This is a genomic window from Hyphomicrobium nitrativorans NL23 (assembly GCF_000503895.1).
In the GTDB taxonomy this organism is placed as follows: Bacteria; Pseudomonadota; Alphaproteobacteria; order Rhizobiales; family Hyphomicrobiaceae; genus Hyphomicrobium_C; species Hyphomicrobium_C nitrativorans.
Map to the genome: position 1 here is coordinate 487,730 of NC_022997.1, position 23,484 is coordinate 511,213.

General features: G+C 63.7%; 19 protein-coding genes. 9 read left to right on the forward strand and 10 right to left on the reverse strand.

Annotation, left to right across the window (positions count from 1 at the left end; all coding sequences use genetic code 11):
* Positions 1-206: 206 nt before the first annotated feature.
* The 7 genes from W911_RS02180 to W911_RS02210 all read right to left on the reverse strand — a co-directional run bounded on the left by W911_RS02180 (position 207) and on the right by W911_RS02210 (position 8,070).
* Complete coding sequence (locus tag W911_RS02180) at positions 207-800, reverse strand: hypothetical protein (protein WP_023785873.1); 594 nt, start codon at positions 798-800, stop codon at positions 207-209.
* Between the two features lie 830 nt (positions 801-1,630).
* Positions 1,631-2,326, reverse strand: coding sequence for a phosphate regulon transcriptional regulator PhoB (gene phoB / locus W911_RS02185; protein WP_023785875.1), 696 nt, complete (start codon positions 2,324-2,326; stop codon positions 1,631-1,633).
* Between the two features lie 25 nt (positions 2,327-2,351).
* Positions 2,352-3,062: a phosphate signaling complex protein PhoU gene (gene phoU, locus W911_RS02190; RefSeq protein WP_041317065.1), complete on the reverse strand. Its 711-nt coding sequence runs from the start codon at positions 3,060-3,062 to the stop codon at positions 2,352-2,354.
* 140 nt (positions 3,063-3,202) lie between these two features.
* On the reverse strand, positions 3,203-4,009 hold the full coding sequence (gene pstB, locus W911_RS02195; RefSeq protein ID WP_081717799.1) for a phosphate ABC transporter ATP-binding protein PstB: 807 nt from the start codon (positions 4,007-4,009) through the stop codon (positions 3,203-3,205).
* A gap of 24 nt (positions 4,010-4,033) precedes the next feature.
* Positions 4,034-5,338 carry a phosphate ABC transporter permease PstA gene (gene pstA, locus W911_RS02200; protein WP_023785878.1) on the reverse strand — a complete coding sequence of 435 codons (1,305 nt, stop codon included), beginning with the start codon at positions 5,336-5,338 and terminating at the stop codon, positions 4,034-4,036.
* Positions 5,338-6,813 carry a phosphate ABC transporter permease subunit PstC gene (gene pstC, locus W911_RS02205; RefSeq protein ID WP_023785879.1) on the reverse strand — a complete coding sequence of 492 codons (1,476 nt, stop codon included), beginning with the start codon at positions 6,811-6,813 and terminating at the stop codon, positions 5,338-5,340. Before pstC ends, pstA begins: the two co-directional genes overlap by 1 nt.
* A gap of 189 nt (positions 6,814-7,002) precedes the next feature.
* The gene (locus W911_RS02210) at positions 7,003-8,070 is read right to left on the reverse strand and encodes a PstS family phosphate ABC transporter substrate-binding protein (protein ID WP_023785880.1); all 1,068 of its coding nucleotides are present in this window, start codon (positions 8,068-8,070) and stop codon (positions 7,003-7,005) included.
* Between the two features lie 375 nt (positions 8,071-8,445).
* Here W911_RS02210 and W911_RS02215 point away from each other — a divergent pair, with 375 nt between their 5' ends.
* Entirely contained in the window at positions 8,446-9,225 is a 780-nt protein-coding gene (locus W911_RS02215; protein ID WP_023785881.1) for a succinate dehydrogenase iron-sulfur subunit, read from the forward strand.
* A 423-nt stretch (positions 9,226-9,648) separates the two neighbouring features.
* Here W911_RS02215 and W911_RS02220 read toward each other — a convergent pair whose 3' ends face one another.
* Positions 9,649-9,942 (reverse strand): hypothetical protein, encoded by a 294-nt coding sequence (locus W911_RS02220; protein ID WP_023785882.1) that lies wholly within the window; start codon positions 9,940-9,942, stop codon positions 9,649-9,651.
* 258 nt (positions 9,943-10,200) lie between these two features.
* Positions 10,201-10,776 carry a GNAT family N-acetyltransferase gene (locus W911_RS02225; protein ID WP_023785883.1) on the reverse strand — a complete coding sequence of 192 codons (576 nt, stop codon included), beginning with the start codon at positions 10,774-10,776 and terminating at the stop codon, positions 10,201-10,203.
* A 398-nt stretch (positions 10,777-11,174) separates the two neighbouring features.
* Here W911_RS02225 and zapE point away from each other — a divergent pair, with 398 nt between their 5' ends.
* The 8 genes from zapE to lpdA all read left to right on the forward strand — a co-directional run bounded on the left by zapE (position 11,175) and on the right by lpdA (position 22,225).
* Positions 11,175-12,311, forward strand: coding sequence for a cell division protein ZapE (gene zapE, locus W911_RS02230; protein WP_023785884.1), 1,137 nt, complete (start codon positions 11,175-11,177; stop codon positions 12,309-12,311).
* Positions 12,312-12,680: 369 nt separating this feature from the next.
* A complete protein-coding gene (gene mdh / locus W911_RS02235; protein ID WP_023785885.1) occupies positions 12,681-13,646 on the forward strand; it encodes a malate dehydrogenase in 966 nt (321 codons plus the stop codon).
* Positions 13,647-13,780: 134 nt separating this feature from the next.
* Positions 13,781-14,980, forward strand: a complete 1,200-nt coding sequence (gene sucC / locus W911_RS02240; protein WP_023785886.1) for an ADP-forming succinate--CoA ligase subunit beta — start codon at positions 13,781-13,783, stop codon at positions 14,978-14,980.
* Positions 14,981-15,022: 42 nt separating this feature from the next.
* A complete protein-coding gene (gene sucD / locus W911_RS02245) occupies positions 15,023-15,922 on the forward strand; it encodes a succinate--CoA ligase subunit alpha (RefSeq protein WP_023785887.1) in 900 nt (299 codons plus the stop codon).
* Between the two features lie 65 nt (positions 15,923-15,987).
* Complete coding sequence (locus W911_RS02250; protein WP_023785888.1) at positions 15,988-16,266, forward strand: hypothetical protein; 279 nt, start codon at positions 15,988-15,990, stop codon at positions 16,264-16,266.
* Between the two features lie 172 nt (positions 16,267-16,438).
* On the forward strand, positions 16,439-19,387 hold the full coding sequence (locus W911_RS02255) for a 2-oxoglutarate dehydrogenase E1 component (RefSeq protein WP_023785889.1): 2,949 nt from the start codon (positions 16,439-16,441) through the stop codon (positions 19,385-19,387).
* A gap of 90 nt (positions 19,388-19,477) precedes the next feature.
* A complete protein-coding gene (gene odhB, locus W911_RS02260; RefSeq protein ID WP_041316176.1) occupies positions 19,478-20,770 on the forward strand; it encodes a 2-oxoglutarate dehydrogenase complex dihydrolipoyllysine-residue succinyltransferase in 1,293 nt (430 codons plus the stop codon).
* A 51-nt stretch (positions 20,771-20,821) separates the two neighbouring features.
* Positions 20,822-22,225 (forward strand): dihydrolipoyl dehydrogenase, encoded by a 1,404-nt coding sequence (gene lpdA / locus W911_RS02265; RefSeq protein WP_041316179.1) that lies wholly within the window; start codon positions 20,822-20,824, stop codon positions 22,223-22,225.
* 150 nt (positions 22,226-22,375) lie between these two features.
* Here lpdA and W911_RS02270 read toward each other — a convergent pair whose 3' ends face one another.
* Positions 22,376-23,419 (reverse strand): TraB/GumN family protein, encoded by a 1,044-nt coding sequence (locus W911_RS02270; RefSeq protein ID WP_210163472.1) that lies wholly within the window; start codon positions 23,417-23,419, stop codon positions 22,376-22,378.
* Positions 23,420-23,484: the final 65 nt, after the last annotated feature.

Below are 23,484 nucleotides of genomic sequence, written 5' to 3' on the forward strand. Positions count from 1 at the left end.
GCAAACCTCTATGGTTTGTAGGACCTTGCGACGCACCTGCCGGGCAAAAGATCCGCGCGGCTTCGCCGTGGGACGAGATGGGCCGACGGCGGCGTCGAAGCGCTCGACCGATGCGAAGGCATCGTTCTTCGCACTTCTCCTGGCCCTCGACCAATCTCGTCTCATCGTGACGTCATCCTGAGGGGGGTTTGGTGCCTAGGGAAGCGTCAGTGACGAAGCAGCGCTGGGGGAGGTGCTGCGTCGTTGCCTGCAAGGAGAGACGGATCGAACAGGTTGGGCGGGCGCGGGCCCCTCGGCGCGGGGGCTGCGGAGAGGCTGCCCTTGGGGCCGGCCGCATTCCAAATGTGTGCGAACGAACGCTGGGCGTTGCCGGAGGTGGTCGTGCAGCGATCGCAGAACAGCTCATAAGCGTCGCGCTTCAAGGGATCACGACGCATGCAGTCGCCGATCCATGCGGTGGTGTCGTCGAGCACGAGTTGCTCATGTGCGTCGAGAAGGCGGATGTCGGTGGCGAAGCGGCAATCGGCTCGCGTCATCGCAGCGGCCGGTTCGAGCTTCGTGTGACGAACAAAGACGATTTCGAGGGCGACGCCGGCTGCTTCGAGATCAGCGGTGAGCGCTTCGAGTGCGCACGCGACGGGGCTTTCGGCAGAGAGCGCGAGAAGACGGTAGGTGACATTGCCGGCGGGCGCGCCCTGCTCACGGAGGGCTTCAAGATGGCGCGCGACAAACGCTTTCAGGCGGGCCTCCTTCTCGTCTTTTACGGGGCCGTTCGCGCGAGCCGAAGGACGAAGGGGCATGTATGTCTTCCTTGATTGCGAGCCGCGGAAGCCCGTAGCTCGCCGTTGTCGTGATGGCGTCATTTAGGCGCCAAGACGGTTAAGCAAGTGTTGAACAACGTGAGCCGTTACGGTGTCGCACAGGGCGCTCTAAGACTTGACTGTGATCGCTGTGCGCCAGCCCTCAGCGAGGGCGAGTGCGCCGTCTGTTCCGGAATTGGATGAGAATTTTTCTGCAACCGTTTCCATTTGCTTTGACTCTTTCAATCGCGTGATTGGGCGACTCGGCGCGAGCCGATTTCGTTTCCAGGCGGACGGGAAGCGTGTTTCTGGGCGCCAAGATCGGCGAAGATTTTTTTGCGGGCTCGGTCCGGCGGTTGGCCTCTACCTCGCGGAGTCTCGCGCCGAGCCCATCGGGCACATGCGAGCCGCCCCTGGGGCGAGCCTGGGCCGTGGTCTCTGTTTTCGGGGGTGCGTTGAGTTCGGCCAGGGCGCTCTGCGCATACGGGCCAAAGGCGTGGGCTGCGCGGGCCATCGCGTCGGGAACGAGCCCGAGCCGCGACGCGTGCCCGAACCATCCGCGCGCGCGCCATTTCTCCGGCGCATACGCCATGAGTGTCGACCTGTCTCTACAGGCGCTGCCGACACCATACGTGTGCTGGCCAGCGCGTTACGAATGAAACCGATCAACCCCGGGCTGTCGTGATCCGGGTTCTGATTAAGCGTTGTTTTTGTCGCGAGTGCGGCCGGCGCGTGACGGAATCGGCGCTGGTGCGGTTCCGCTCCCTGTCATCCCGGCTCGGCGCTCTGGCTTTCGCCATCGCTTGGCCGGGATGACAGGGAGCGAGGCGTCAGATGCCGTTGCGTTCGCCGAAGACGTAGCCGGAGCCGCGAACGGTGCGGATGGGATCGCGTTCCTTGCCGCGGATGAGCGCCTTGCGCAGGCGTCCGATGTGAACGTCCACGGTGCGTTCGTCAACAAATGCGTCGCGGCCCCAGACGCCGTCCAGCAATTGCGCGCGCGACAGCACGCGGCCGGGGCTTTCCATCAGGAATTCGAGCAGGCGAAATTCGGTCGGGCCGAGATGCACTTCGCGCAACCCGCGCGTCACCTTGTGCGCCGGACGGTCCAGCTCGATGTCGGCAAAGCGCAGGACATCCGCCATCCGATCCGGCGCGGCGCGGCGAAGGATCGCCTTCACGCGCGCCATCAGCTCGGGAAGCGAGAACGGCTTGACGACATAGTCGTCCGCGCCGGTCGAGAGACCGCGGATGCGGTCTCCCTCTTCGCCGCGCGCCGTCAGCATGACGATGGGGATGGAGCGCGTTTCCATTCGCGCCCGCATCCGCCGGCAGATCTCGATGCCCGACGTGCCCGGCAGCATCCAATCGAGAACCAGAAGATCCGGTTTCTCTTCCGCCACGAGGATTTCGGCTTCTTCGCCGGTTTCCGCGTGCGCGACGCGGAAGCCTTCCGCTTCCAGATTGTAGCGGAGCATTTCAGCGAGAGGGGCCTCGTCTTCGATGAGCAGGATTTTTGCCGTCATGTCAGAACCTGTGTTGTGTCAGGGATCAGCTCGCGGGGAACAGCGTCGAGCTGGTGTCGTCGCCCTTGGGGCGGTCGTCGGAGATCATGGTGCCGCGCACGAAGAAGTGGATCGTCTCGGCGATGTTCGTCGTGTGGTCGCCCACGCGCTCGATGTTCTTGGCGCCGAACAGGAGATGCGTGGAGAGGCCGATGGAACGCGGATCCTCCATCATGTACGTGAGAAGCTCCCGGAACAGGGAATTGTACATGGAGTCGATGCTTTCGTCGGAGCGCCATACGGAAAGGGCGCGTTCCGCGTCGCGTGCGGCGTAGGCGTCGAGCACCTCCTTGAGCTGCTGGAGCGCGAGATCCACCATATGGCGCAGGCCGGTCATGAGAGGCTTCGGGTGCGATTCGTCCGCAATCGCGAGCGCCCGCTTGGCGATGTTTTTCGCGAGATCGCCGATGCGTTCGAGGTCGCCGGTGATGCGGAGCGCCGCCATCACGTGACGAAGGTCGTCCGCGAGCGGCTGGCGGCGGGCGATCATCGAGATCACCTGCTCCTCGATGTCACGCTCCAGGTCGTCGATGTGGCGGTCCGACTTCACGACCTGCTCGGCGAGCTTGGGGTCGCGTCGCTCAAGCGCGTCAAACGCCTGGCCCAGGATGTGCTCGGCGAGGCCGCCCATCTGCGCGATCTTCTTGTCGAGGAGGGCAAGCTCTTCCTCGTAGGATTTGACGATATGCTCGTTCATGGCGTCTCCTTTGGGCCTTCCGGCCACGCGGATATGTTCGGGTTTCGAAGGCGCGCGCAGCGATCTGCGCAGCGCCATAATGCCGTTCAGCAGGACATTCCCATCTCGGGTCATCGGGTGGGCTCCTTTCGGAGCCGCGATTAGCCGAAGCGCCCGGTGATGTAATCCTGCGTGCGCTGATCCTGCGGGTTGGTGAAGATTTCGTTGGTCTCACCTTCCTCCACAAGAATGCCGAGGTGGAAAAACGCGGTCCGCTGCGAAACGCGGGCGGCCTGCTGCATCGAGTGCGTGACGATGACGATACAGTAGTTACGCTTCAACTCGTCGATCAGCTCTTCCACCTTGGCGGTCGCGATGGGATCGAGCGCGGAGCACGGCTCGTCCATCAGGATCACCTCCGGACCGACGGCAACGGCACGCGCAATGCAAAGGCGCTGCTGCTGGCCGCCGGAGAGGCCGGTGCCGGGATCGTTGAGGCGGTCGCGAACTTCTTTCCAGAGACCGGCGCGTTCGAGGCTTTTGGCCACGATGTCGTCGAGCTCGGCTTTATTGGCCGCGAGGCCGTGGATGCGGGGACCGTAGGCCACGTTCTCGTAGATCGACTTCGGGAACGGGTTCGGTTTCTGAAACACCATGCCGACGCGGGCACGAAGCAGCACGGGGTCGAGCGAGGGATCGTAGATGTCCTCGCCCTCAATGGTGATCTTGCCGGTGACGCGGCAGGCCGCAATGGTGTCGTTCATGCGGTTGATGCAGCGCAGGAACGTCGACTTGCCGCAACCGGACGGGCCGATGAAGGCCATCACGCCGCGGTCAGGGATGTTGACATTGATGTCCTTGAGCGCCTGCTTCTCTCCGTAAAAGACGTTGACGTCCTTTGCCAGAATTTTAGGCCCAGTCGCATTCGCTGAAGACTGCACGGTGGCGCTCGTTGTTTCCATAAGCATTTTCATACTCCCAGTATCAGGGGCCTACCAGCGGCGTTCGAAGCGGCGACGCAGGATAACGGCAAGAAGGTTCATACAGACCAACACGAAAACGAGGATGAGGGCGGCGCCCGACGTGCGCTCGACGAAGCCTCGTTCGGCCGACGTGGCCCACATGAAGATCTGTACCGGCAATGCGGTCGCAGGATCGAGCGGGGTGGTCGGATACTCGACGACAAAGGCCACCATGCCGATCATGAGAAGCGGTGCCGTCTCGCCGAGCGCCTGGGCGAGGCCGACGATGGTGCCCGTCAGAATGCCCGGAACCGCAAGCGGCAGCACATGGTGGGTGATGGTTTGGATCTTGGACGCGCCGACGCCGTAGGCCGCCTCGCGGATCGAAGGCGGGACCGCCTTGAGGGCCGCGCGGGTGGCGATGATGATCGTCGGCAACGTCATGAGGGTCAGCACGAGGCCGCCGACGACGGACGCCGAGCGGGGCAGGCCCGCCATGTTGATGAAGATCGCGAGACCCAGGAGACCGAACACGATCGACGGCACCGCCGCGAGGTTGTTGATGTTGACCTCGATGGTGTCGGTGAAGAGGTTCTTCGGCGCGAATTCCTCAAGATAGACGGCCGCGGCGACACCGAGCGGAACCGAGAGGGTCACGACGATCATCATCATGAAAAGCGAGCCGATGATCGCGACACCGATGCCGGAGGTTTCAGGGCTGCTCGATGCGCCGTAGGTGAAGAGGCCGGTGTTGAAGCGCTTCGAGAGGAAGCCCTCGGCTTCGGCCTTATCGAGCCAGCCGAGCTGCTGATCCGAAATCCGGCGCTGGCTGGCGGTTAGCGTGCGATCGATTTGGCCCTTCATCAAGGAGTCGACCTGGCCGTGGGCGAGAACCCATACCGGAACCGTCGTTCCGATGAGTGAGGGATCGGCCTGAACGAGGCGGCGGATCGTGATGTCGACGTCACGCGACATGAGACCGCCGATCTCGCGCATCGCGGGACGGTTCGACGTGTCGACGCCGAGCTGGGCGGCAAGGGCCCGACGGGCGAGCAAGGTATAGTCGGCGTTACGAATATCCTGCGCCCGCTGAGTTCCCGTGGGGTCGATGACGTCCTTGTCCAGGTTGACGTTGAGCTGCAAGGACGTCTGCACGAAGGCCGTGTAGCCGTTCGAAACGATACTGCCGAAGAGGAACAGCAGGAACGCAAGGGCGAACCCGATTGCGGCGATACCAAAGAGGCGGAACCGGCGTTCGGCGGCATAGCGCCGGCTGATGCCCTTCTTGATGATGGCGGTGCGATCCGGTCTGCCGGGATTTGCTGTGATGGCCATTATTCGTATTGCTCCCGGTACTTGCGCACCACATAGAGTGCGTAAATGTTGAGGCCGAGCGTGATCGTGAAGAGCGTAAGGCCGAGGGCGAACGCCACGAGCGTCTGCGGCGAGTTGAACTCAAGGTCGCCTGTGAGCTGGCTCACGATTTTCACCGTGATGGTGGTGACAGGTTCGAAGGGGTTGATGGTCAAGGTCGCGGCGATGCCCGCTGCGAGCACCACGATCATCGTTTCGCCGATCGCGCGCGAGACCGCGAGCAGGATGGCGCCCACGACGCCCGGCAACGCGGCCGGAAGAACCACGCGCTTGATGGTTTCGGACTGGGTCGCGCCCAAGCCGTACGAGCCATCGCGCAGGGACTGCGGCACGGCGTTGATGATGTCGTCTGAGAGAGACGACACGAACGGAATGATCATCACGCCCATGACGATGCCCGCCGTGAGCACGCTCGATGCCGAGATGCTGAGGCCGAGGCCCGCGCCCGCGTCGCGCAGGAAGGGGCCGAACGTGATGAGCGCGAAGAGGCCGTAGACGATGGTGGGGATGCCCGCCAGGATTTCGAGCATGGGCTTGGCGAGCGTGCGAACGCGCGGGCCCGCGTACTCCGACATGTAGATGGCGGCGAGCAGACCGACCGGCACGGCCACGAACATGGCGACCGTGGAGATATAGAGCGTGCCCCAGAAGAGCGGCACGAGGCCGAACTGGCCTTCGCCGGTGCGTCCGGGCGCGGAGAAGCGTGGATCCCAGACCGTGCCGAAGAAGAAGTCGGCGGGCGACACGAACTGGAAGAAGTGGATGGTCTCGAACAGCATCGAGAAGACGATGCCGACGGTGGTCAGGACCGCGATGGTGGATGCGGAGACGAGACCGCCGAGAACAACGCTTTCGACGGCGTTGCGGGCGCGGAGTTTGGGGGCCATGCGCGAAAACGCATAGAGGAAGCCGCCAAGGGCGAGGAGTAGCGCGAGGCCGGTCGAAGCCCACCGGCTCGTGTTCTGATAGCTGACCTGATCGTAAGCCGCCGAAATCATGTAAGGCGCCGGGGCCGAGCCCATCACGATGCCCCTGGCCTGCATGACGCGCTGCGCCTCGTCGGCGGTCGCGAAACCGAGCCGCGATTTCTTGATCACTTCGCGGTCTTCGTCCGACAGGTTCGGGATGCCGCGCGCAATGGCGTTGATACGGCCGAGAACGAGCGTCTGTTCCGCTGCGGAGAGAGCCTGCACGCTTTCGGGAAGGTTGTCCTTCACGATGGTGCGCACGACGAAATGCTCGGCTCCGCCCCAGATCAGCGAGAGAACGAGTGCGGGGAGCACCGTCCAGACAGCAAGATACCCGCCGAAGTAGCCGGGGCGAGAGTGAAGCTTTTCTTCGGTCTTGCGGGCCAGGTCCCTGGCCCTCCAAGCGCCTATGAAGTAGGAGGCAAGACCTGCAAGAAGCAGCCCCAGCACGATGGCAGACGTTGACATCAGATGATCCCTCGGTCGCGGCGGCTTTGGTGAAATAGCCGGCGGCGTCGCATGCGAAACTCGTCCGTTCGTTGGATAGCGGGCGGCCCGCTGTCGGTTCGGTGTCGTGAGCCGGAACAATGGTCCGGGCTCCATGAAAAGGAGACCCGGACCCGTCGTCTCGTTACAGGCTAACCTGCAACCGCTGCATTACATGGTCTTGGCAGCGGAAACGGCGTCCTGAAGAGCCTTGCGCTCGTCATCCGGAGCCGGCACGAGGCCGTACTCGGCAAGCGGGCCTTCCGGGCCGATCATCCGATCGGAGACGAAGTACTCGACGTACTCCTTGAGGCCGGGGATGGTGCCGATGTGCGCCTTCTTCACGTAGAACTGAAGCGGACGCGAAACCGGGTACTGACCCGACGAGATCGTCTCGACCGACGGGGAAACGCCGGAGAGGGTCGCAACCTTCAGCTTGTCGGTGTTGTTCTCGTAGAACGAGAGACCGAACACGCCAACGCCGGTGGGGTTGGACGAGAGACGAGCGAGCGTCTCCGTGTAGTCGCCGTCGATGTCGACCGAAGCGCCGTCCTTGCGGACCTGGAGGCAAGCCTTGTCGGCGGCCTTCTTCTTCGCAGCGTCGTCGCCTTCGGCCTTGGCCTTGTGCAGGTCGAGACCGCCGGTGGCCTTGCAGCCCTCGTGGAGGACCTTCTCTTCGAATACTTCGCGCGTGCCGTGCTTCTCGCCGGGGATGTAGGCGACGATCGGCCAATCGGGGAGCTGATCGTTGACCTCTTTCCAGGTCTTGTAGGGGTTGGTGACGAGCGCGCCATCCTTCGGAACCTCGGCGGCGAGCGCCAGGTAAAGGTCCTTCGGCTCGACGTTCCAGTCGGCGCTCTTGGCGTCGACAGCAAAGACGATGCCGTCATAACCGAACTGGATCTCCATGATCTCGGTTACGCCGTTCTTCTTGCAGTCTTCGAGTTCCGACTCGCGGATCTTGCGCGATGCGTTGGCGATGTCGATCGTGCCCTCGCCGAGACCTTCGCAGAAGCGCTTGATGCCCGAGCCCGAGCCGCCCGACTCGATGATCGGGGTCCGGATGCCGTCGTTGGCCTTGCCGAACTGCTCGGCAACGATGTTCGCGTAGGGGAGCACCGTCGAAGAGCCGGCGATCTGCACCTGGTCGCGGGCCAATGCCGCGCAGGCGAACGCCACCATGCCGACGGCGGCAGCCGACGTATAGGCGATGGACCTGTTGTTCACACTGATCTCCATCTGTCTCGTGGATCCATACAACAGACGCGGCCCTCTGCCTGCGGTCTGTCCCGGGGCCCATGCCCCGGCGCCCTTTTTCTAGCGACCGCACACTGTGGTTTTGTGACATCGTAATAAATTGAAAACGCTAGATTAAGTTTGATTTGCTGCAATGCGCCATGATCTCGGCGGTACGGAGCTGAAAAAGCCTTTCCGCGCGCGGGCCAGAGCAGGGCGCGCGGCAGGGGCCGCTCCTGACGGCGCGAGGGCGGGTTTTCTACGAAAGTTCTGGGACTTGCGCAGAAGCGCGTCATTGCCGGACGTTGACAGCCCTCGGCCGGGGTCGCATTGAGTGAAGATGGCTTTTTTCTGTTCGCTCGCAGAGGTCCGCGCTCCATGGTCCAACTCACGCTTCCCAAAAATTCAAAGATTCAAAAGGGCAAGACGTGGAATTCTCCCGACGTCAAGGGAGCGTGGCGCGAGGTGCGGGTTTATCGCTGGGATCCGGATACGGGCGAAAATCCGCGTGTCGATACCTATTGGATCGACACCGAGCAGTGCGGGCCGATGGTTCTCGACGCGCTCATCAAGATCAAGAACGAGATCGATCCGTCGCTGACCTTCCGTCGGTCGTGCCGCGAGGGAATCTGCGGGTCGTGCTCGATGAATATCGACGGGATGAACGATCTCGCGTGTCTCAAGGGTCTCGACGAGATCACGGGGCCCATCAACATCTATCCGCTGCCGCATCTCAAGGTGGTCAAGGACCTGGTCGGCGATCTGACGAATTTCTATGCCCAGCACCGTTCGATCGAACCGTGGCTCAAGACCGATACGGCGACGCCGCCCAAGGAATGGAAGCAATCGCGCGACGACCGCGAAAAGCTCGACGGGCTTTACGAGTGCATCCTGTGCGCCTGCTGCTCGACGGCGTGCCCGAGCTATTGGTGGAACTCGGACCGCTATCTGGGTCCGGCGGCGTTGCTCCAAGCCTATCGGTGGGTGATCGACAGCCGCGACGAGGCGACCGGCGACCGGCTGGACAACCTTGAGGATCCGTTCCGGATCTACCGCTGCCATACGATCATGAACTGCGCCAAGACGTGCCCCAAGGGGCTGAACCCGGCGAAGGCGATTGCCGAGCTCAAGAAGCTGATGGTGCAGCGGCGGGTGTAAGGCGCTGGCGCGTATCTGCGTGCGGATGGAATGTTGGGACGCTTGCGCGGCGATCCTGTAACGCGCGGGTCTGGATCCCGGCCGTCCTTGCGTAGCATGGCTCTGCCATGACGCCGGGATGACGCCAGTGTGTGCAAACCGATGGCTACAGCCTATTCGTCACACCGGCGAAGGCCGGTGCCTAGACGCGTTTCCAAGGTAAAGGAAGCGCCTCGCATTTCTGCCGGAAGCCCCGCGAAACCCGCTTTTTTGATTTGGCGGTGAGGCCCGCTTCAGGGGCATTGCGGCGCTTTTCGGGCTGAGAAGAACCCAGAAACGAGAAGACCGGTGGCGCATCGCGCTGCCACCGGTCTTTAAAGATCAAACCAGGCCGCCGTCGCCGCTCTCGTTGCCCAGACGAGTGCGGACGAGGCGATCCCCGCTTTACGCGGCCTTCTTGGTCCGCTTCGCGGCGGGCTTACGAGCAGCCGGCTTGCGAGCAGCCGTCGTCTTGCGAGCGGCGGGCTTGCGGGCGGCAGGCTTCGCAGCCTTGCGAGCGGCGGGCTTGCGAGCAGCGGTCGCCTTGCGGGCAGCCGGCTTACGAGCGGCGGTGGTCTTGCGAGCAGCCGTCGTCTTGCGAGCGGCGGGCTTGCGAGCAGCAGCCGTCTTGCGAGCGGCGGGTTTACGGGCCGTGGCCGCCTTGCGGGCCGGGGCCTTCTTTGCAGTGGTCTTAGCCATAAGAGTTCTCTCCCTCTAGAGTTCGAATCATTTCGAACAAAAAATCATGAGGAAGTTCGATCATTTTGTTGACATGTAAAGTGGATTCAGCTCTCGCATTTCTTCGCATTCGCATTGAAGTGTTGCGCGAAGTCAACAATTTCGTCGGGATTTTAAGATGCTACGTCGTCATCCTCGACTCCGTGTCATCTCCGAGCGGAAAGTTTTTCAACACGAAACGCGGATGCGCGATGTCGGAAACGACTCATTCGAGTCGCATTACGCCGCTTTCACCACGCGCCGCTGAAGATCCAGCACCGCCATCATGAAGCCCATGCGATCCTCGACAGCCTCCGCGAGGATGGAGAAGTAGTTCGGTTCCTGAGGCACGATCTCGCCCACGACCTCACCCATTTCGAAGCGCAGCTCGGCTTCATGCTTGCGGGCGATGGCCTGCATCTTGGCGTTGGATGCCAGGCAGCTCATGTACAGCAGGTGGACGCCGCGGTTGCGCGCCGCGCGGATGACACGGCCCATCAGCTCCGTTCCTAGCCCGTGATCCTGGAAAGCGGCTTCGACGGAGAACGCGGCTTCGGCTTCCCGGCCCCAGACATCGCCCAGCTTCTTCAGCTCGGCCGTGGCGCGGACCTCGCCGTCCTCGATATAGGCGAAGACGGTCGAGCCCTGCTCCGACATGTGGCGCGCATAGTCTTCGATAAAGGAATCCGAGACGCCGTGTGCGAAGCGCATGGCGCGGCTTGCCTTATCGAGGCGCAGAAGATGATCGCGGAAGAGTGTCTGTTCCTGCGGCCAGAGTTTGCGGATCGTGCCGCTCGTACGCACGTGCCCACTCATTTCAAAAAGCCCTCCGGTTCCCGCGTCCCAAGGCTCGTGCCGGCCCTCTTTCCTTGCCGGCGGTTCGCGTGCCCTGCGGATGCGGTGAGGCGGTGCATTCGAAGACCCCGCAACGCCTCGCGACTTCATATGGGGCCCACTTGTGCATTGCACAATGCGCCAAACGAGTGACGAAACGTCCGATATTCCGGCGGTGTGGCCTTTGAGTGCGGCGAGATTTGTGGTGCGGTGCGCAAAGAGCGGGGCTGGGTTGCGCTAGACGCGGGTGTGCCGCCGGATTTCGGCTCGCGTGCGGGCAATGCGACGATTTCCGGGCGTTTCCTGGCGCAGCAAACGTGCTTTAGGTTTTCAACTCACACTCTCGATGTCGACGGCGCGGCCCGGAGCGGACGACCTCCATGGCAGGACCCCTTCTCGATCGTTATGACGCGCGTCTCGCTTCCGGCGAGATCGAGCCGGATGCCGCGCAGCTCGATGCCGTGCGCTGTCTCGACCGGCTTGCCGTCGAGCTTGGCGGCTGGCGCCGGGGCGGCAGGGCGCGTCTCTTTCCCTCGCTGCGCCGGGTGCGCGAGGCCGGGCCGCGTGGGGTCTATCTCCATGGCGGGGTCGGCCGCGGCAAGACCATGCTCATGGATCTGTTCTTCGAGACCGTGAGCTTCGCCCCGAAGCGGCGCCTTCACTTCCATGCGTTCATGGGGGAGGCGCACGAACGCATTCAGCGGGGCCGGGCGACCACCGACGGCGACCCGATCCCGTTCGTTGCGGCGGAGATGGCGGCCGAAGCGGGACTGTTGTGCTTCGACGAGCTTGCCATCACCGATATCGCGGATGCGATGATCCTGGGGCGGCTCTTCAGCGGATTGTTCGCGAAGGGCGTGGTCGTGGTGGCGACTTCCAACTCCGCTCCCGACCGGCTCTATTGGAACGGGCTCAACCGCGACCTCTTCCTGCCCTTCATCGATCTCATCGAAGCCAATATGGACGTCGAGGAACTCGTTTCTGCGAAGGACTATCGGCTCGACAAGCTTTCGGGGCGGCCGCTCTATTTTTCTCCGTGCGATGCGCATGCGGCCGCGGAGATCGAGGCGCACTGGGTGCGTCTCACGGGAGCGACCGCTGGGGCTTCGGCGTTCGTCGACGTCAAAGGACGGCATGTCCCGGTGCCGCGTCAGTCGATGGGGGTTGCGCGGTTCGGATTTGCGGATCTCTGCGAGGCGCCGCTCGGGAGCCTCGACTACCTCCACATCGCGCATGCCTTCCACACCGTCATCCTGGAGGGCATTCCGGTGCTGACGCCGGAGCGGCGCAATGCGGCGCGCCGGCTCGTCCATCTGGTCGATACACTCTATGATACACGCACCTGCCTGATTGCGTCTGCCGAGGCCGAGCCGGACCGCCTCTATACGGACGGGGATGGCGCGTTCCTGTTCGAAAGGACGGCTTCGCGGCTCATGGAGATGCGGAGCGAGGCCTATCTCATGGACCGCGCGGGACGCACGCATCCGGGTGCGGAGACGCCGATGCCCAACTCCTGAGCAAATACTTTAGAGTGTGATCAGTTTCGATGGACTCGAGATCACACTCTAATCTCTTAAGTGAGACCGATGATTCACGCTTCAGACTTTCTCCGCGCTGCCGATTCACGCCGCGCCGGGTAGGCGGCGCGCCGATCGGAGCGGCTAGGGCCTGAAGCGATCATGGTCTTGGTCTTTTGGCCGAAGGGCTCTGTTTTGCCAGATCGCGGACTTGAGCGACCCTTCGTTTCGTCCTACCAAAGTTGTGGGTTTTCATGAGGCCGGGTTCGGCCATAACTCTCTTTTCCATCCGGATCCGACGCTCGCCTCATTATACACCCGCAATCAAGGCCCCGGATCGAGGGCAACAGTCTCCAGGGAGAACGGCATATGGCGCGCACGAAAATCGCGTTGATCGGCGGCGGTATGATCGGGGGCACGCTGGCGCACCTGATCTCGCTCAAGGAGCTCGGTGACGTCGTGATTTTCGACATCGCGGAAGGTGTTCCGCAGGGTAAGGCCCTCGACATTGCCCAATCCGGCGCCGTCGAGGGGCATGACTGCACGCTGCGCGGGACGAACGCCTATGCCGATATCGAAGGCGCGAGCGTTTGCATCGTGACGGCCGGCGTGCCGCGCAAACCCGGCATGAGCCGCGACGACCTGATCGGCATCAACCTGAAGGTGATGGAGCAGGTGGGCGCGGGCATCCGCAAGTATGCGCCGAACGCCTTCGTGATCTGCATCACCAATCCGCTCGATGCCATGGTGTGGGCGTTGCAGAAGGCCTCGGGCCTGCCGCGCAACATGGTGATCGGTATGGCGGGCGTGCTCGATACGGCGCGCTTCCAGCACTTCCTGGCGGAAGAGTTCCGCGTGTCCGTGCAGGACGTCTCGGCATTCGTGCTCGGCGGCCATGGCGACGACATGGTGCCGCTCGTCCGCTATTCGACCGTGGGCGGCATCCCGCTGCCGGATCTCGTCAAGATGGGATGGATTCGCCAGGACCGCCTCGACCAGATCGTGGACCGCACGCGCAAGGGCGGCGGCGAGATCGTCGGGCTGCTCAAGACCGGCTCGGCCTATTACGCACCTGCAGCATCCGCCCTCGCCATGGCAGAGGCCTTCCTCAAGGACAAGAAGCGCGTGCTGCCATGCGCCGCGTACCTCAACGGGGAGTACGGTGTTAAAGGATTGTATGTGGGCGTGCCGGTGATCATCGGCGCCGGCGGGACGGAGCGCGTGGTCGAAATCGACCTCAACTCCGCCGAGCGTGCGATGCTCATGAAGTCGATCGAGTCCGTAAAGGGGCTGGTCGATGCCTGCATCAAGATCAATCCCCAGCTCGGGGCCTGAAAAAAGAAACATAGGGGGGCGCCCGAAGCGGTGGGCAAGACGGATGCGAGAGGCGGCGCCTCGGTGCGTTCGCCCGAGCTTCCGCATTGCGTCCCCATACTTCGGATCGTCCGTAAGAGGGATCACGCTCAGCAATGAACATCCACGAGCATCAAGCCAAAGACCTCTTGAGGCAGTACGGCGTGCCGACCACGGGTGGGGGCGTCGCCTTCACGCCCGAGGAGGCCGAGAAGGTTGCCCAAGGCATCGAAACGGACGTGCGGGTCGTCAAGGCACAGATCCACGCCGGCGGCCGCGGCAAGGGTAAATTCAAGGAGCCGGAAGCCGGCGAGAAGGGCGGCGTACGCTTCGCCAAGTCTGCGGCGGAAGCCCGCGAGCTTGCCGAGCAGATGCTGGGGCGGACGCTCGTGACCGAGCAGACGGGGCCTGCGGGTCGGGTCGTGCGGCGCCTCTATCTCACCGAGGCGGCCGGTATCGCGAAAGAGCTTTATCTCTCCGCGCTCGTCGATCGGGCCAGCTCGCGCGTGGCGTTCATCGCCTCGACCGAAGGCGGCATGGACATCGAGAAGGTGGCCCATGAGACGCCGGACAAGATCCTGACGCTCACCGTCGATCCGGCGACGGGTCTGCAACCGTTCCACAGCCGCAAGATCGCGTTCGCGCTCGGCCTCAAGGGCGACCAGATCAAGGAGTGCGCGAAGATGATCGGGGGGCTCTACAAGCTGCTTCTCGAAAAGGACGTGAGCCTGCTGGAGATCAACCCGCTCATCATCACCAACGACGGGCATCTCAACGCGCTCGACGCCAAGATTTCCTTCGACGGCAACGCGCTGTTCCGCCATCCCGATATCGTCGCGCTGCGCGATGAGACGGAAGAAGATCCGATGGAGATCGAGGCGGCGAAGTACGAGCTTTCCTACATCAAGCTCGACGGTTCGATCGGGTGCATGGTCAACGGCGCGGGTCTCGCGATGGCGACCATGGACATTATCAAGCTCTATGGCGAAGAGCCGGCCAACTTCCTCGACGTGGGCGGCGGCGCATCGAAAGAAAAGGTGCAGGCCGCGTTCCAGATCATTCTGTCCGATCCGTCGGTCAAGGGGATCCTGGTCAATATCTTCGGCGGCATCATGCGTTGCGACATCATCGCGGACGGCATCGTGGCCGCGGCCCGCGAGATGGCGATTACGGTTCCGCTCGTCGTTCGTCTCGAAGGCACGAATGTGGATCTCGGCAAGGAGATCCTCGCCAAGAGCGGGCTCAAGATCGTGCCTGCCGACGATCTCGCGGATGCTGCCGCGAAGATCACGTCCGCAATCAAGGCCGCGGCGTAAGACGCCCGCCATCGCACAAGCGCCGAGGAAAAGAACACAACCATGGCCATTCTCGTCGACACGTCGACCATCACCATCTGCCAGGGCCTCACGGGGAGCCAGGGCACGTTCCACACCAAGCAGGCCCGCAGCTACGGCACCAAGGTTGCCGGGGGCGTGACGCCCGGCAAAGGGGGCACGAAGCCTGCCGATCCCGAGCTTGCCGATCTGCCGCTGTTCAACACGGTGGGGGAAGCCAAAGCCAAGACCGGAGCCACGGCGAGCGCCGTCTATGTGCCGCCGCCGTTCGCGGCGGATGCGATCCTCGAAGCCATCGACGCCGAGATGGAGCTGATCGTGGCCATCACCGAGGGCATTCCGGTTCTCGACATGGTCCGCGTGAAGCGCGCGCTCCAGGGCTCGAAGTCGCGGCTGATCGGGCCGAACTGTCCGGGCGTGCTGACGCCGGGCGAGTGCAAGATCGGCATCATGCCGGGCAATATCTTCCGTAAGGGCACGGTCGGGATCGTTTCGCGCTCCGGCACGTTGACCTATGAGGCCGTCAAGCAGACGACGGATGCGGGTCTCGGCCAGTCGACGGCGGTCGGCATCGGCGGCGACCCGGTGAAAGGAACAGAGTTCATCGACGTGCTCGAACTGTTCCTGGCCGATCCCGATACGCACTCTATTATTATGATCGGCGAGATCGGTGGCTCGGCCGAGGAAGAGGCGGCCCAGTTCCTGATCGACGAGGCGAAGAAGGGCCGCAAGAAGCCGATGGCCGGTTTCATCGCCGGTATGACGGCGCCGCCGGGCCGACGGATGGGGCACGCGGGTGCGATCATCTCCGGCGGCCAGGGCCGGGCGGAGGACAAGGTGGACGCCATGCGTGCGGCCGGTATTGCCATCGCGGACAGCCCGGCCTCGCTGGGCACGACCTTGACCAAGGTCCTGAAGGGCTGACGCTCGCGCGCATGCTGCACAATGCGGCAGGAGTGCGGATCTGATCTCGACGGAGAAACCGTTCGGTGACGGAGGCGCTCGACTTCTACGCTCCAGATTGGGGTCTCGTGCTCGTCTGGGGCGTGGTTGCGCTGTCGTCTTTTCTGCTCGTCCTTTGGATGAGCGGATTATTCGGACGGGCAGGTGCGCTCGGCACGGGCACGCTCATTGTGGCCGCGGGGATCGGGCTGTGGCTAGCGGCTGGTCAGCTACATTTCCTAGCCTGGGCGCTGCCGTCGATCTTCGGCGCGCTGATCGGTGTCGTGGTCTGTTCTGTTGGCATAAGGCGGCGAAAGGTGGGATGATGCATCCTGCCGTTCGCGGATCCTGTGTGCGACTTTGACCAAAGTTCTAAAGGGTTGAGACGGAATCCGACGTAAGAACGTCATCCAATACGCCGAGAATCGCCTAATTCCTGGAGAGAGATTGCCGTCTAAGCAGCCGGCGTTGGGCCGGGACTAAGGATGCGGGGTTTGCATGACACGGCACGCGCGCAACGAGCAGTTCGCAAGGACGTCGTTCCTGTACGGGGCTAATGCGCCCTACATCGAAGAGCTGCAAGAGCAATACGAGAAGAACCCTGGGTCCGTCACCGATGAGTGGCGGCTTTTCTTCGAGAGCATGCGCGAAGGCGCTGGGCAAGGCCCCGCCGAAGACGATCTCGGTTCGGGCAGCGGACAGCCTTCGTGGGCCCAGCCGCTCTCGCAGCTTCACGACGCGCCGTCCGAACTCGTCTCGGCGTTGACGGGCGACTATGGCGGTATCGAGCGCGATCTCCGCGACAAGATCCAGGCGAAGGCGTTTGCGAGCGGCTACGAGCTTTCTCCTGCGGCTTCTCTGCGCGCCATCCAGGACAGCATCCGCGCGACGATGCTGATCCGCGCCTATCGCGTGATGGGTCACCTTGCGGCGGATCTCGATCCCTTGGGGCTCGCCGAACGGCGCGTGCACAAAGAGCTCAAGGCCGACACCTACGGCTTCACGGACGCCGATCTCGACCGGCCGATCTTCCTTGACCGCTATCTGGGCCTCGAAACGGCAACGATCCGGCAGGTGCTGCGCATTCTCAGGCGCACCTATTGCCGCAAGATCGGCTACCAGTTCATGCACATCACGTCGCCGGTGCAGAAGTCGTGGATCCAGCACCGGATCGAGGGCGACGAGAAGGACATCCGCTTCACGGATATGGGCAAGAAGGCCATCCTGCGGAAGCTGATCGAAGCCGAGATGTTCGAGCGGTTCGCCGACGTCAAGTACACCGGCACCAAGCGCTTCGGGCTCGACGGCGGCGAGGCGATCATTCCGGCGCTCGAACAGATCATCAAGCGGGGCGGCCAGCTCGGCGTCCGCGAGATCGTGATCGGCATGGCGCATCGCGGGCGTCTCAACGTGCTGTCCAACGTGATGGCGAAACCGTTCCGCGCGATCTTCAACGAGTTCAAGGGCGGGTCTTGGAAGCCCGACGACGTCGAGGGCTCGGGCGACGTCAAGTACCATCTCGGCGCGTCGTCGGACCGGCAGTTCGACGGCAACAACGTGCACCTGTCGCTGACGGCCAATCCCTCGCATCTTGAGATCGTGGATCCCGTCGTGCTCGGCAAGGCGCGCGCGAAGCAGGATCAGCTCAAGTGCTCGGCGGCGGAGAGAAACTGCGTGCTGCCGCTGCTGCTCCACGGCGACGCAGCCTTTGCCGGGCAGGGCGTGGTGGCGGAGTGTTTCGGTCTCTCGGGGCTCAAGGGCCACCGCACGGGTGGCTCGATCCATTTCATCATCAACAACCAGATCGGGTTCACCACCAACCCGCGGCATTCGCGCTCGTCGCCGTATTGCTCGGACGCGGCGAAGGTGATCGAGGCGCCGATCTTCCACGTGAACGGCGACGATCCGGAAGCTGTGGTGCACGTGGCGAAGATCGCCACCGAGTTCCGGCAGAAGTTCCGCAAGCCGGTCGTGATCGACATGTTCTGCTATCGCCGCTTCGGCCACAACGAGGCGGACGAACCGGCGTTCACCCAGCCCCTGATGTACGACCGGATCCGCAAGCATCCGACGGCTGTCCAGATCTACGGTGAGAAGCTGGTCGAGGAAGGCGTGCTCGGCGCGGACGACGTGGAGGGCATGAAGGGCGAGTTCCGCGCGTTTCTGGAAGAGGAACTCGTGGCGGCCGAAGCCTACAAGCCGAATAAAGCCGATTGGCTCGACGGGCGGTGGAGCGGCGTCGGGCTCGCAGAGGACGAGGTGCGCGGGAACACCGGCGTGCCGCTCGAAACGCTTCGTGAGGTGGGCCGCAGGATCACGACGGTTCCGGCCGACTTTACGGCGCACAAGACGCTCGTGCGGTTGTTGGATCGACGCCGCGAGATGATCTCCAAGGGCGAGGGGATCGATTGGTCGATGGCCGAGCATCTGGCGTTCGGTACGCTCGTCAACGAAGGTTTCCCGGTGCGCCTTTCCGGTCAGGATTGCGAGCGCGGGACGTTCTCGCAGCGCCATTCGGTGCTGATCGACCAGGAGACGGAGCGGCGCTACACGCCGTTGCGCCACATTGCGCCAAATCAGGCCGGGTTCGAGGTCGTGAACTCGATGCTGTCGGAGGAAGCGGTGCTCGGCTTCGAGTATGGCTATTCGCTGGCCGAGCCGAACGCGCTCGTGGCGTGGGAAGCGCAGTTCGGCGATTTCGCGAACGGTGCGCAGGTGGTGTTCGACCAGTTCATCTCGTCGGGTGAGCGCAAGTGGCTTCGGATGAGCGGGCTCGTGTGCCTGCTGCCGCACGGCTACGAGGGGCAAGGGCCGGAGCATTCGTCCGCGCGGCTCGAACGCTTCCTGCAGCTTTGCGCGGAGGACAACTGGCAGGTTGCCAACTGCACCACGCCCGCCAACTATTTCCACATTCTCCGGCGGCAGTTGCACCGGAACTTCCGCAAGCCGCTGATCCTGATGACGCCGAAGTCGCTGCTCCGGCACAAGCGCGTTGTCTCGCGTATCGACGAGATGGGGCCGGGGACCACGTTCCATCGCGTGCTTTGGGACGATACGTTCCGGGTACCCGAGGCGGATATCAAGCGCGTGATCCTGTGCTCCGGCAAGGTGTATTACGACCTGGCGGACGCGCGCGATGCGGAAGAGCTTTTCGACGTCTACATCCTGAGGCTCGAACAGCTTTATCCGTTCCCCGCGCGCGCGCTGCTGCACGAACTGGGGCGTTTTCCGAATGCCGAGGTGGTTTGGTGCCAGGAGGAGCCCAAGAACATGGGCGCCTGGACGTTCATCGAGCCGAACATCAACTGGGTTCTGGACCGCTTGGGGCAGGAGGGGGAGCGCGTGCGGTACGCAGGCCGCTCGGCGTCGGCCTCCACGGCGACGGGCCTGATGAGCAAGCATATCGCCGAGCAGAAGGCGCTCGTGGCGGACGCTTTGAAGGGATAGGGCCCGTGCGGGCGTTATCCGACTTATGCGGACTTCTATGTGCGGGACCGGCTGCACCGCGGCCGGCGAGGAAAAGGGCAAGAGCAGGCAATGACTATCGAGATCCGTGTGCCGACGCTGGGCGAGTCGGTGACCGAGGCGACGGTGGGCAAATGGCTGAAAAAGCCGGGCGACGCCGTGAAAGCGGACGAGCCTCTGGTGGAGCTGGAAACGGATAAGGTGACGGTCGAGGTTCCCGCACCTGCATCTGGCCAACTCTCTGAAATTCACGTCGACGAGGGCGCGACCGTTGCCATCGGAACGGTGCTCGGAGCGCTCGCGGACGGCGGTGCCGCTGCAGCTGCGCCGAAGAAGAGCAACAGTAAGCCGGCGCAGGCCGAGCGGAAGTCTGACGGAAGCGGGCCGCCGCCGAGCCCGGCCGCGCGCAAGCATCTTGCGGATGCAGGGCTCGCTGCCGATGCCGTGTCCGCAGGTTCCGGACGCCGCGGACAGGTGCTGAAGGAAGATGTGGCGGCGGCTGTTGCGAAGGCCGCGCCGCGCTCGGCGCATCAGCCGGAGCAGGAATTGGAGGAGCCGCGACGCGAGACGTCCACGCCGCAACCTGCCGCGCAGGTGCCCGCGACGCAGCGCGCGCGCGAGGTGCCTGCTCCGGATGTACGCGTGGCTACATCGGTCAGCGAAGCGGGCCGCGAGGAGCGCGTGCGCATGACGCGCCTGCGCCAGACCATCGCGATGCGTCTCAAGGAGGCGCAGAATACGGCGGCGATGCTCACGACGTTCAACGACGTCGACATGAGCGCGGTGATCGCGATGCGCGCCCAGTACAAAGATCTGTTCGAGCGCCGGCACGGCGTGAAGCTCGGCTTCATGGGCTTCTTCGTAAAGGCGTGCATTCAGGCTCTGCGCGAGATCCCGGCGGTGAACGCGGAGATCGACGGCGAGGATATCGTCTTCAAGAACTACTACCACGTCGGCGTTGCGGTCGGGACGGATCGCGGGCTCGTCGTGCCCGTTCTGCGCGAGGCGGACCGGATGTCGATTGCCGAGATCGAGGCGAAGATTGCCGACTTCGGCAAGCGCGCGCGCGATGGGCGGCTCTCCATCGCGGAGATGCAGGGCGGCACGTTCACGATCTCGAACGGAGGCGTCTACGGCTCGATGCTTTCGACGCCGATTTTGAATTCGCCGCAGTCGGGCATTCTCGGCATGCACCGCATCGAGCAGCGGCCGGTGGTCAAGAACGGCGAGATCGTGGCGCGGCCGATGATGTATCTCGCGCTGTCCTACGACCATCGTCTGGTCGATGGAAAAGAGGCGGTGACGTTCCTCGTGCGCGTCAAGGAGTGCCTGGAGGATCCGCAGCGGTTCATCCTGGAGCTGTAAGGGGCATCGAAGCGGGCGGCCGCCCGAGGAAGACAGCGACGGGGGCGGATTATGGATACGACCTACGATCTCATCGTCATCGGCAGCGGGCCGGGCGGATATGTGTGCGCGATCCGCGCGGCGCAGCTTGGGCTTAAGACGGCGATCGTCGAAAAGCGCAGCACGTATGGCGGCACGTGCCTCAATGTGGGCTGCATTCCGTCCAAGGCGCTGCTGCACGCCTCGGAGCTGTACGAGGAGGCCGGTCACGGCTTTGCCCGCATGGGCATCAAGGTTTCGCCCGAGCTGGACCTCAAAAAGATGCTCGCCTTCAAGGACGAGGGCGTGAAGGGCAACGTCGATGGCGTCGCGTTCCTCATCAAGAAGAACAAGATCGATCCCTTTCAGGGCACGGGGCGGATCGTGAAGCCCGGCCGTGTCGAGGTGACAGGGGCAGATGGCGCGCAGACGGTGCTCGACGCGCGCGCCATCGTGATCGCGACGGGATCGGACGTGGCGCGGCTTCCCGGCATCGAAATCGACGAAACGGACGTCGTGTCGTCGACGGGAGCGCTTTCGTTGCCGAGCGTTCCGGAGCGGTTGCTCGTGGTCGGCGCGGGTGTGATCGGGCTGGAGCTCGGATCGGTGTGGCGGCGGCTTGGCTCGAACGTGACGGTGGTCGAATATCTCGACCGCATCCTGCCGGGCATGGACGGCGAGGTCGCGAAGTCTCTGGAGCGGATCTACGCGAAGCAGGGGATCAAGTTCCGGCTCGGAACGAAGGTGACGGGCGTTTCTCGGACCGAGAGCGGGCTTGAGGTTGCGCTGGAGCCTGCGCAAGGTGGCGCGGCGGATCGTGTCGAGGCCGACATTGTGCTCGTCGCCATCGGGCGCGTTCCGTTCACCGACGGGCTCGGGCTCGACGACGTGGGCGTGGTGCGTGACGACAAGGGCCGCATCGCCGTCAACGGTCAGTTCCAGACCAACGTAACGGGTATTTACGCCATCGGCGATGTGATCGCGGGGCCGATGCTTGCGCACAAGGCGGAAGACGAGGGCATTGCGGTTGCCGAAATTCTCGCGGGGCAGGCGGGGCAAGTGAACCACGACGTTATCCCAAGCGTGATCTACACGACGCCGGAGGTGGCGTCGGTCGGAAAGACGGAAGAAGAGCTGAAGGCTGCCGAGATCGCCTACACGGTCGGCAAGTTCCCGTTCCTCGCCAACGGCCGCGCGAAGGTGAACAAGACGACCGACGGTTTCGTGAAGGTGCTGGCGGATGCGGAAACGGATCGCATCCTCGGTGTGCACATCATCGGTGCGAATGCGAGCGAGCTGATCGCGGAAGCGGCCGTGATCATGGAGTTCAGCGGCTCCGCCGAAGATCTGGCGCGCACGTGCCATGCACATCCGACGCTGTCGGAGGCCGTCAAAGAAGCGGCGCTCGCGGTGGCGAAGCGGGCTATTCATATGTAGCGCTCACGGGCTTGTTCGGGAGGCGTATCGCGGCGGAGCGCCGCCATACGCCTCCCGCGCCCTCCGCGCGGGCGCGACACCCGTCGCGGGTCGCTTTGCTCCCGGCTGCTACGCAGCGTGATTATCGCTCATGGGCTTGTTCGGGAGGCGCTACTCGACGGGTGTGACGGTGTAGCCGGCGTTGCGGAGAAGGGCGACGAGGCCGTCTTCTCCGGGCAGATGAAGCGCGCCGACAGCCATGAACGTGCCGCCCGTCTCGAAGTAGACGCGGGCGGTCTCGTACATCTTAATGTTGCGGTCCACGATGACGGCCTGGCGGAAGCCGTCGAAGGCGGACGCGGGGATGCCGGCCGTTTCGGCCAACGCCATCTGCAGCTCCCACACCGCGCCGATGCGCCTCTCCAGGTAGAGCTGCACCATGGTTTCCATCAGATTGTCGGTTTCGTCGATGAGCGCGAGGTTGGCGCGCAGCATGTCGAGCTGCTGATCCTCCGGCACGGACGCGAGCGTGCGGATCTGCTCTTCGGCCGTTTCGAGGCCGGCGATGGGGATGCCGTGGATGCGTGCTTCCTGGGCGAGGGCCATGTCGAGCACGGGTTCGCCTTCGCGAATGCGGCGGCGTTCGCAATTCGAGCCTGACAGCATCATGGAGATCATCCACGGCCGATAAATCCGCGCGGAGGCCGCAGGCACGCCTGCCCGGTCGATGGTTTCTTGCACCTTCCGAAACTCATCCTTGGTGAGGAGCCGGTCCAGCGTGCGACCATCCGTGTAAACGGCCGTTCTGGCAGCGGAGACGAGGGCTGCGGCCGTCGTTTCGGGACTGATGTCGGATGTTTCGAGAAGCACGGCCTTGGCGCTTCGGAGCGCGGCGCGCGTCTTCAGGGAGATGTCCCGCACGCGGTTGTCGGTCAGGTGCACGGTTCCGAACAGATAGGAGGGTGCGAGGCCCGGCCGCTCGACTTTCCAAAGCAGGTGCTGACCGTTTTGGAGCGACGCGGCAGCTTCAAGGATGCGGCTATGGAGGGTCGGATCGGATGAGGCGAGGCTCGTCAGCAGGTTCACGCCGCCGCATCGCGACGGCTCGGAGGGCGCGTAACCGGCGTTGGGATCGGACGTGATGCCGCCCCGTGCGCCGCCTCCGATGGCGAAGAGCAGGGCCAGGAGAACCATGCGTTTTATGGCGTTCCGCAACGCGTTTTCCCTCACTTGCGCCTTATCGGGTGCCTTCCCCTGTGCTCAAACGCGCGACGGCCGGG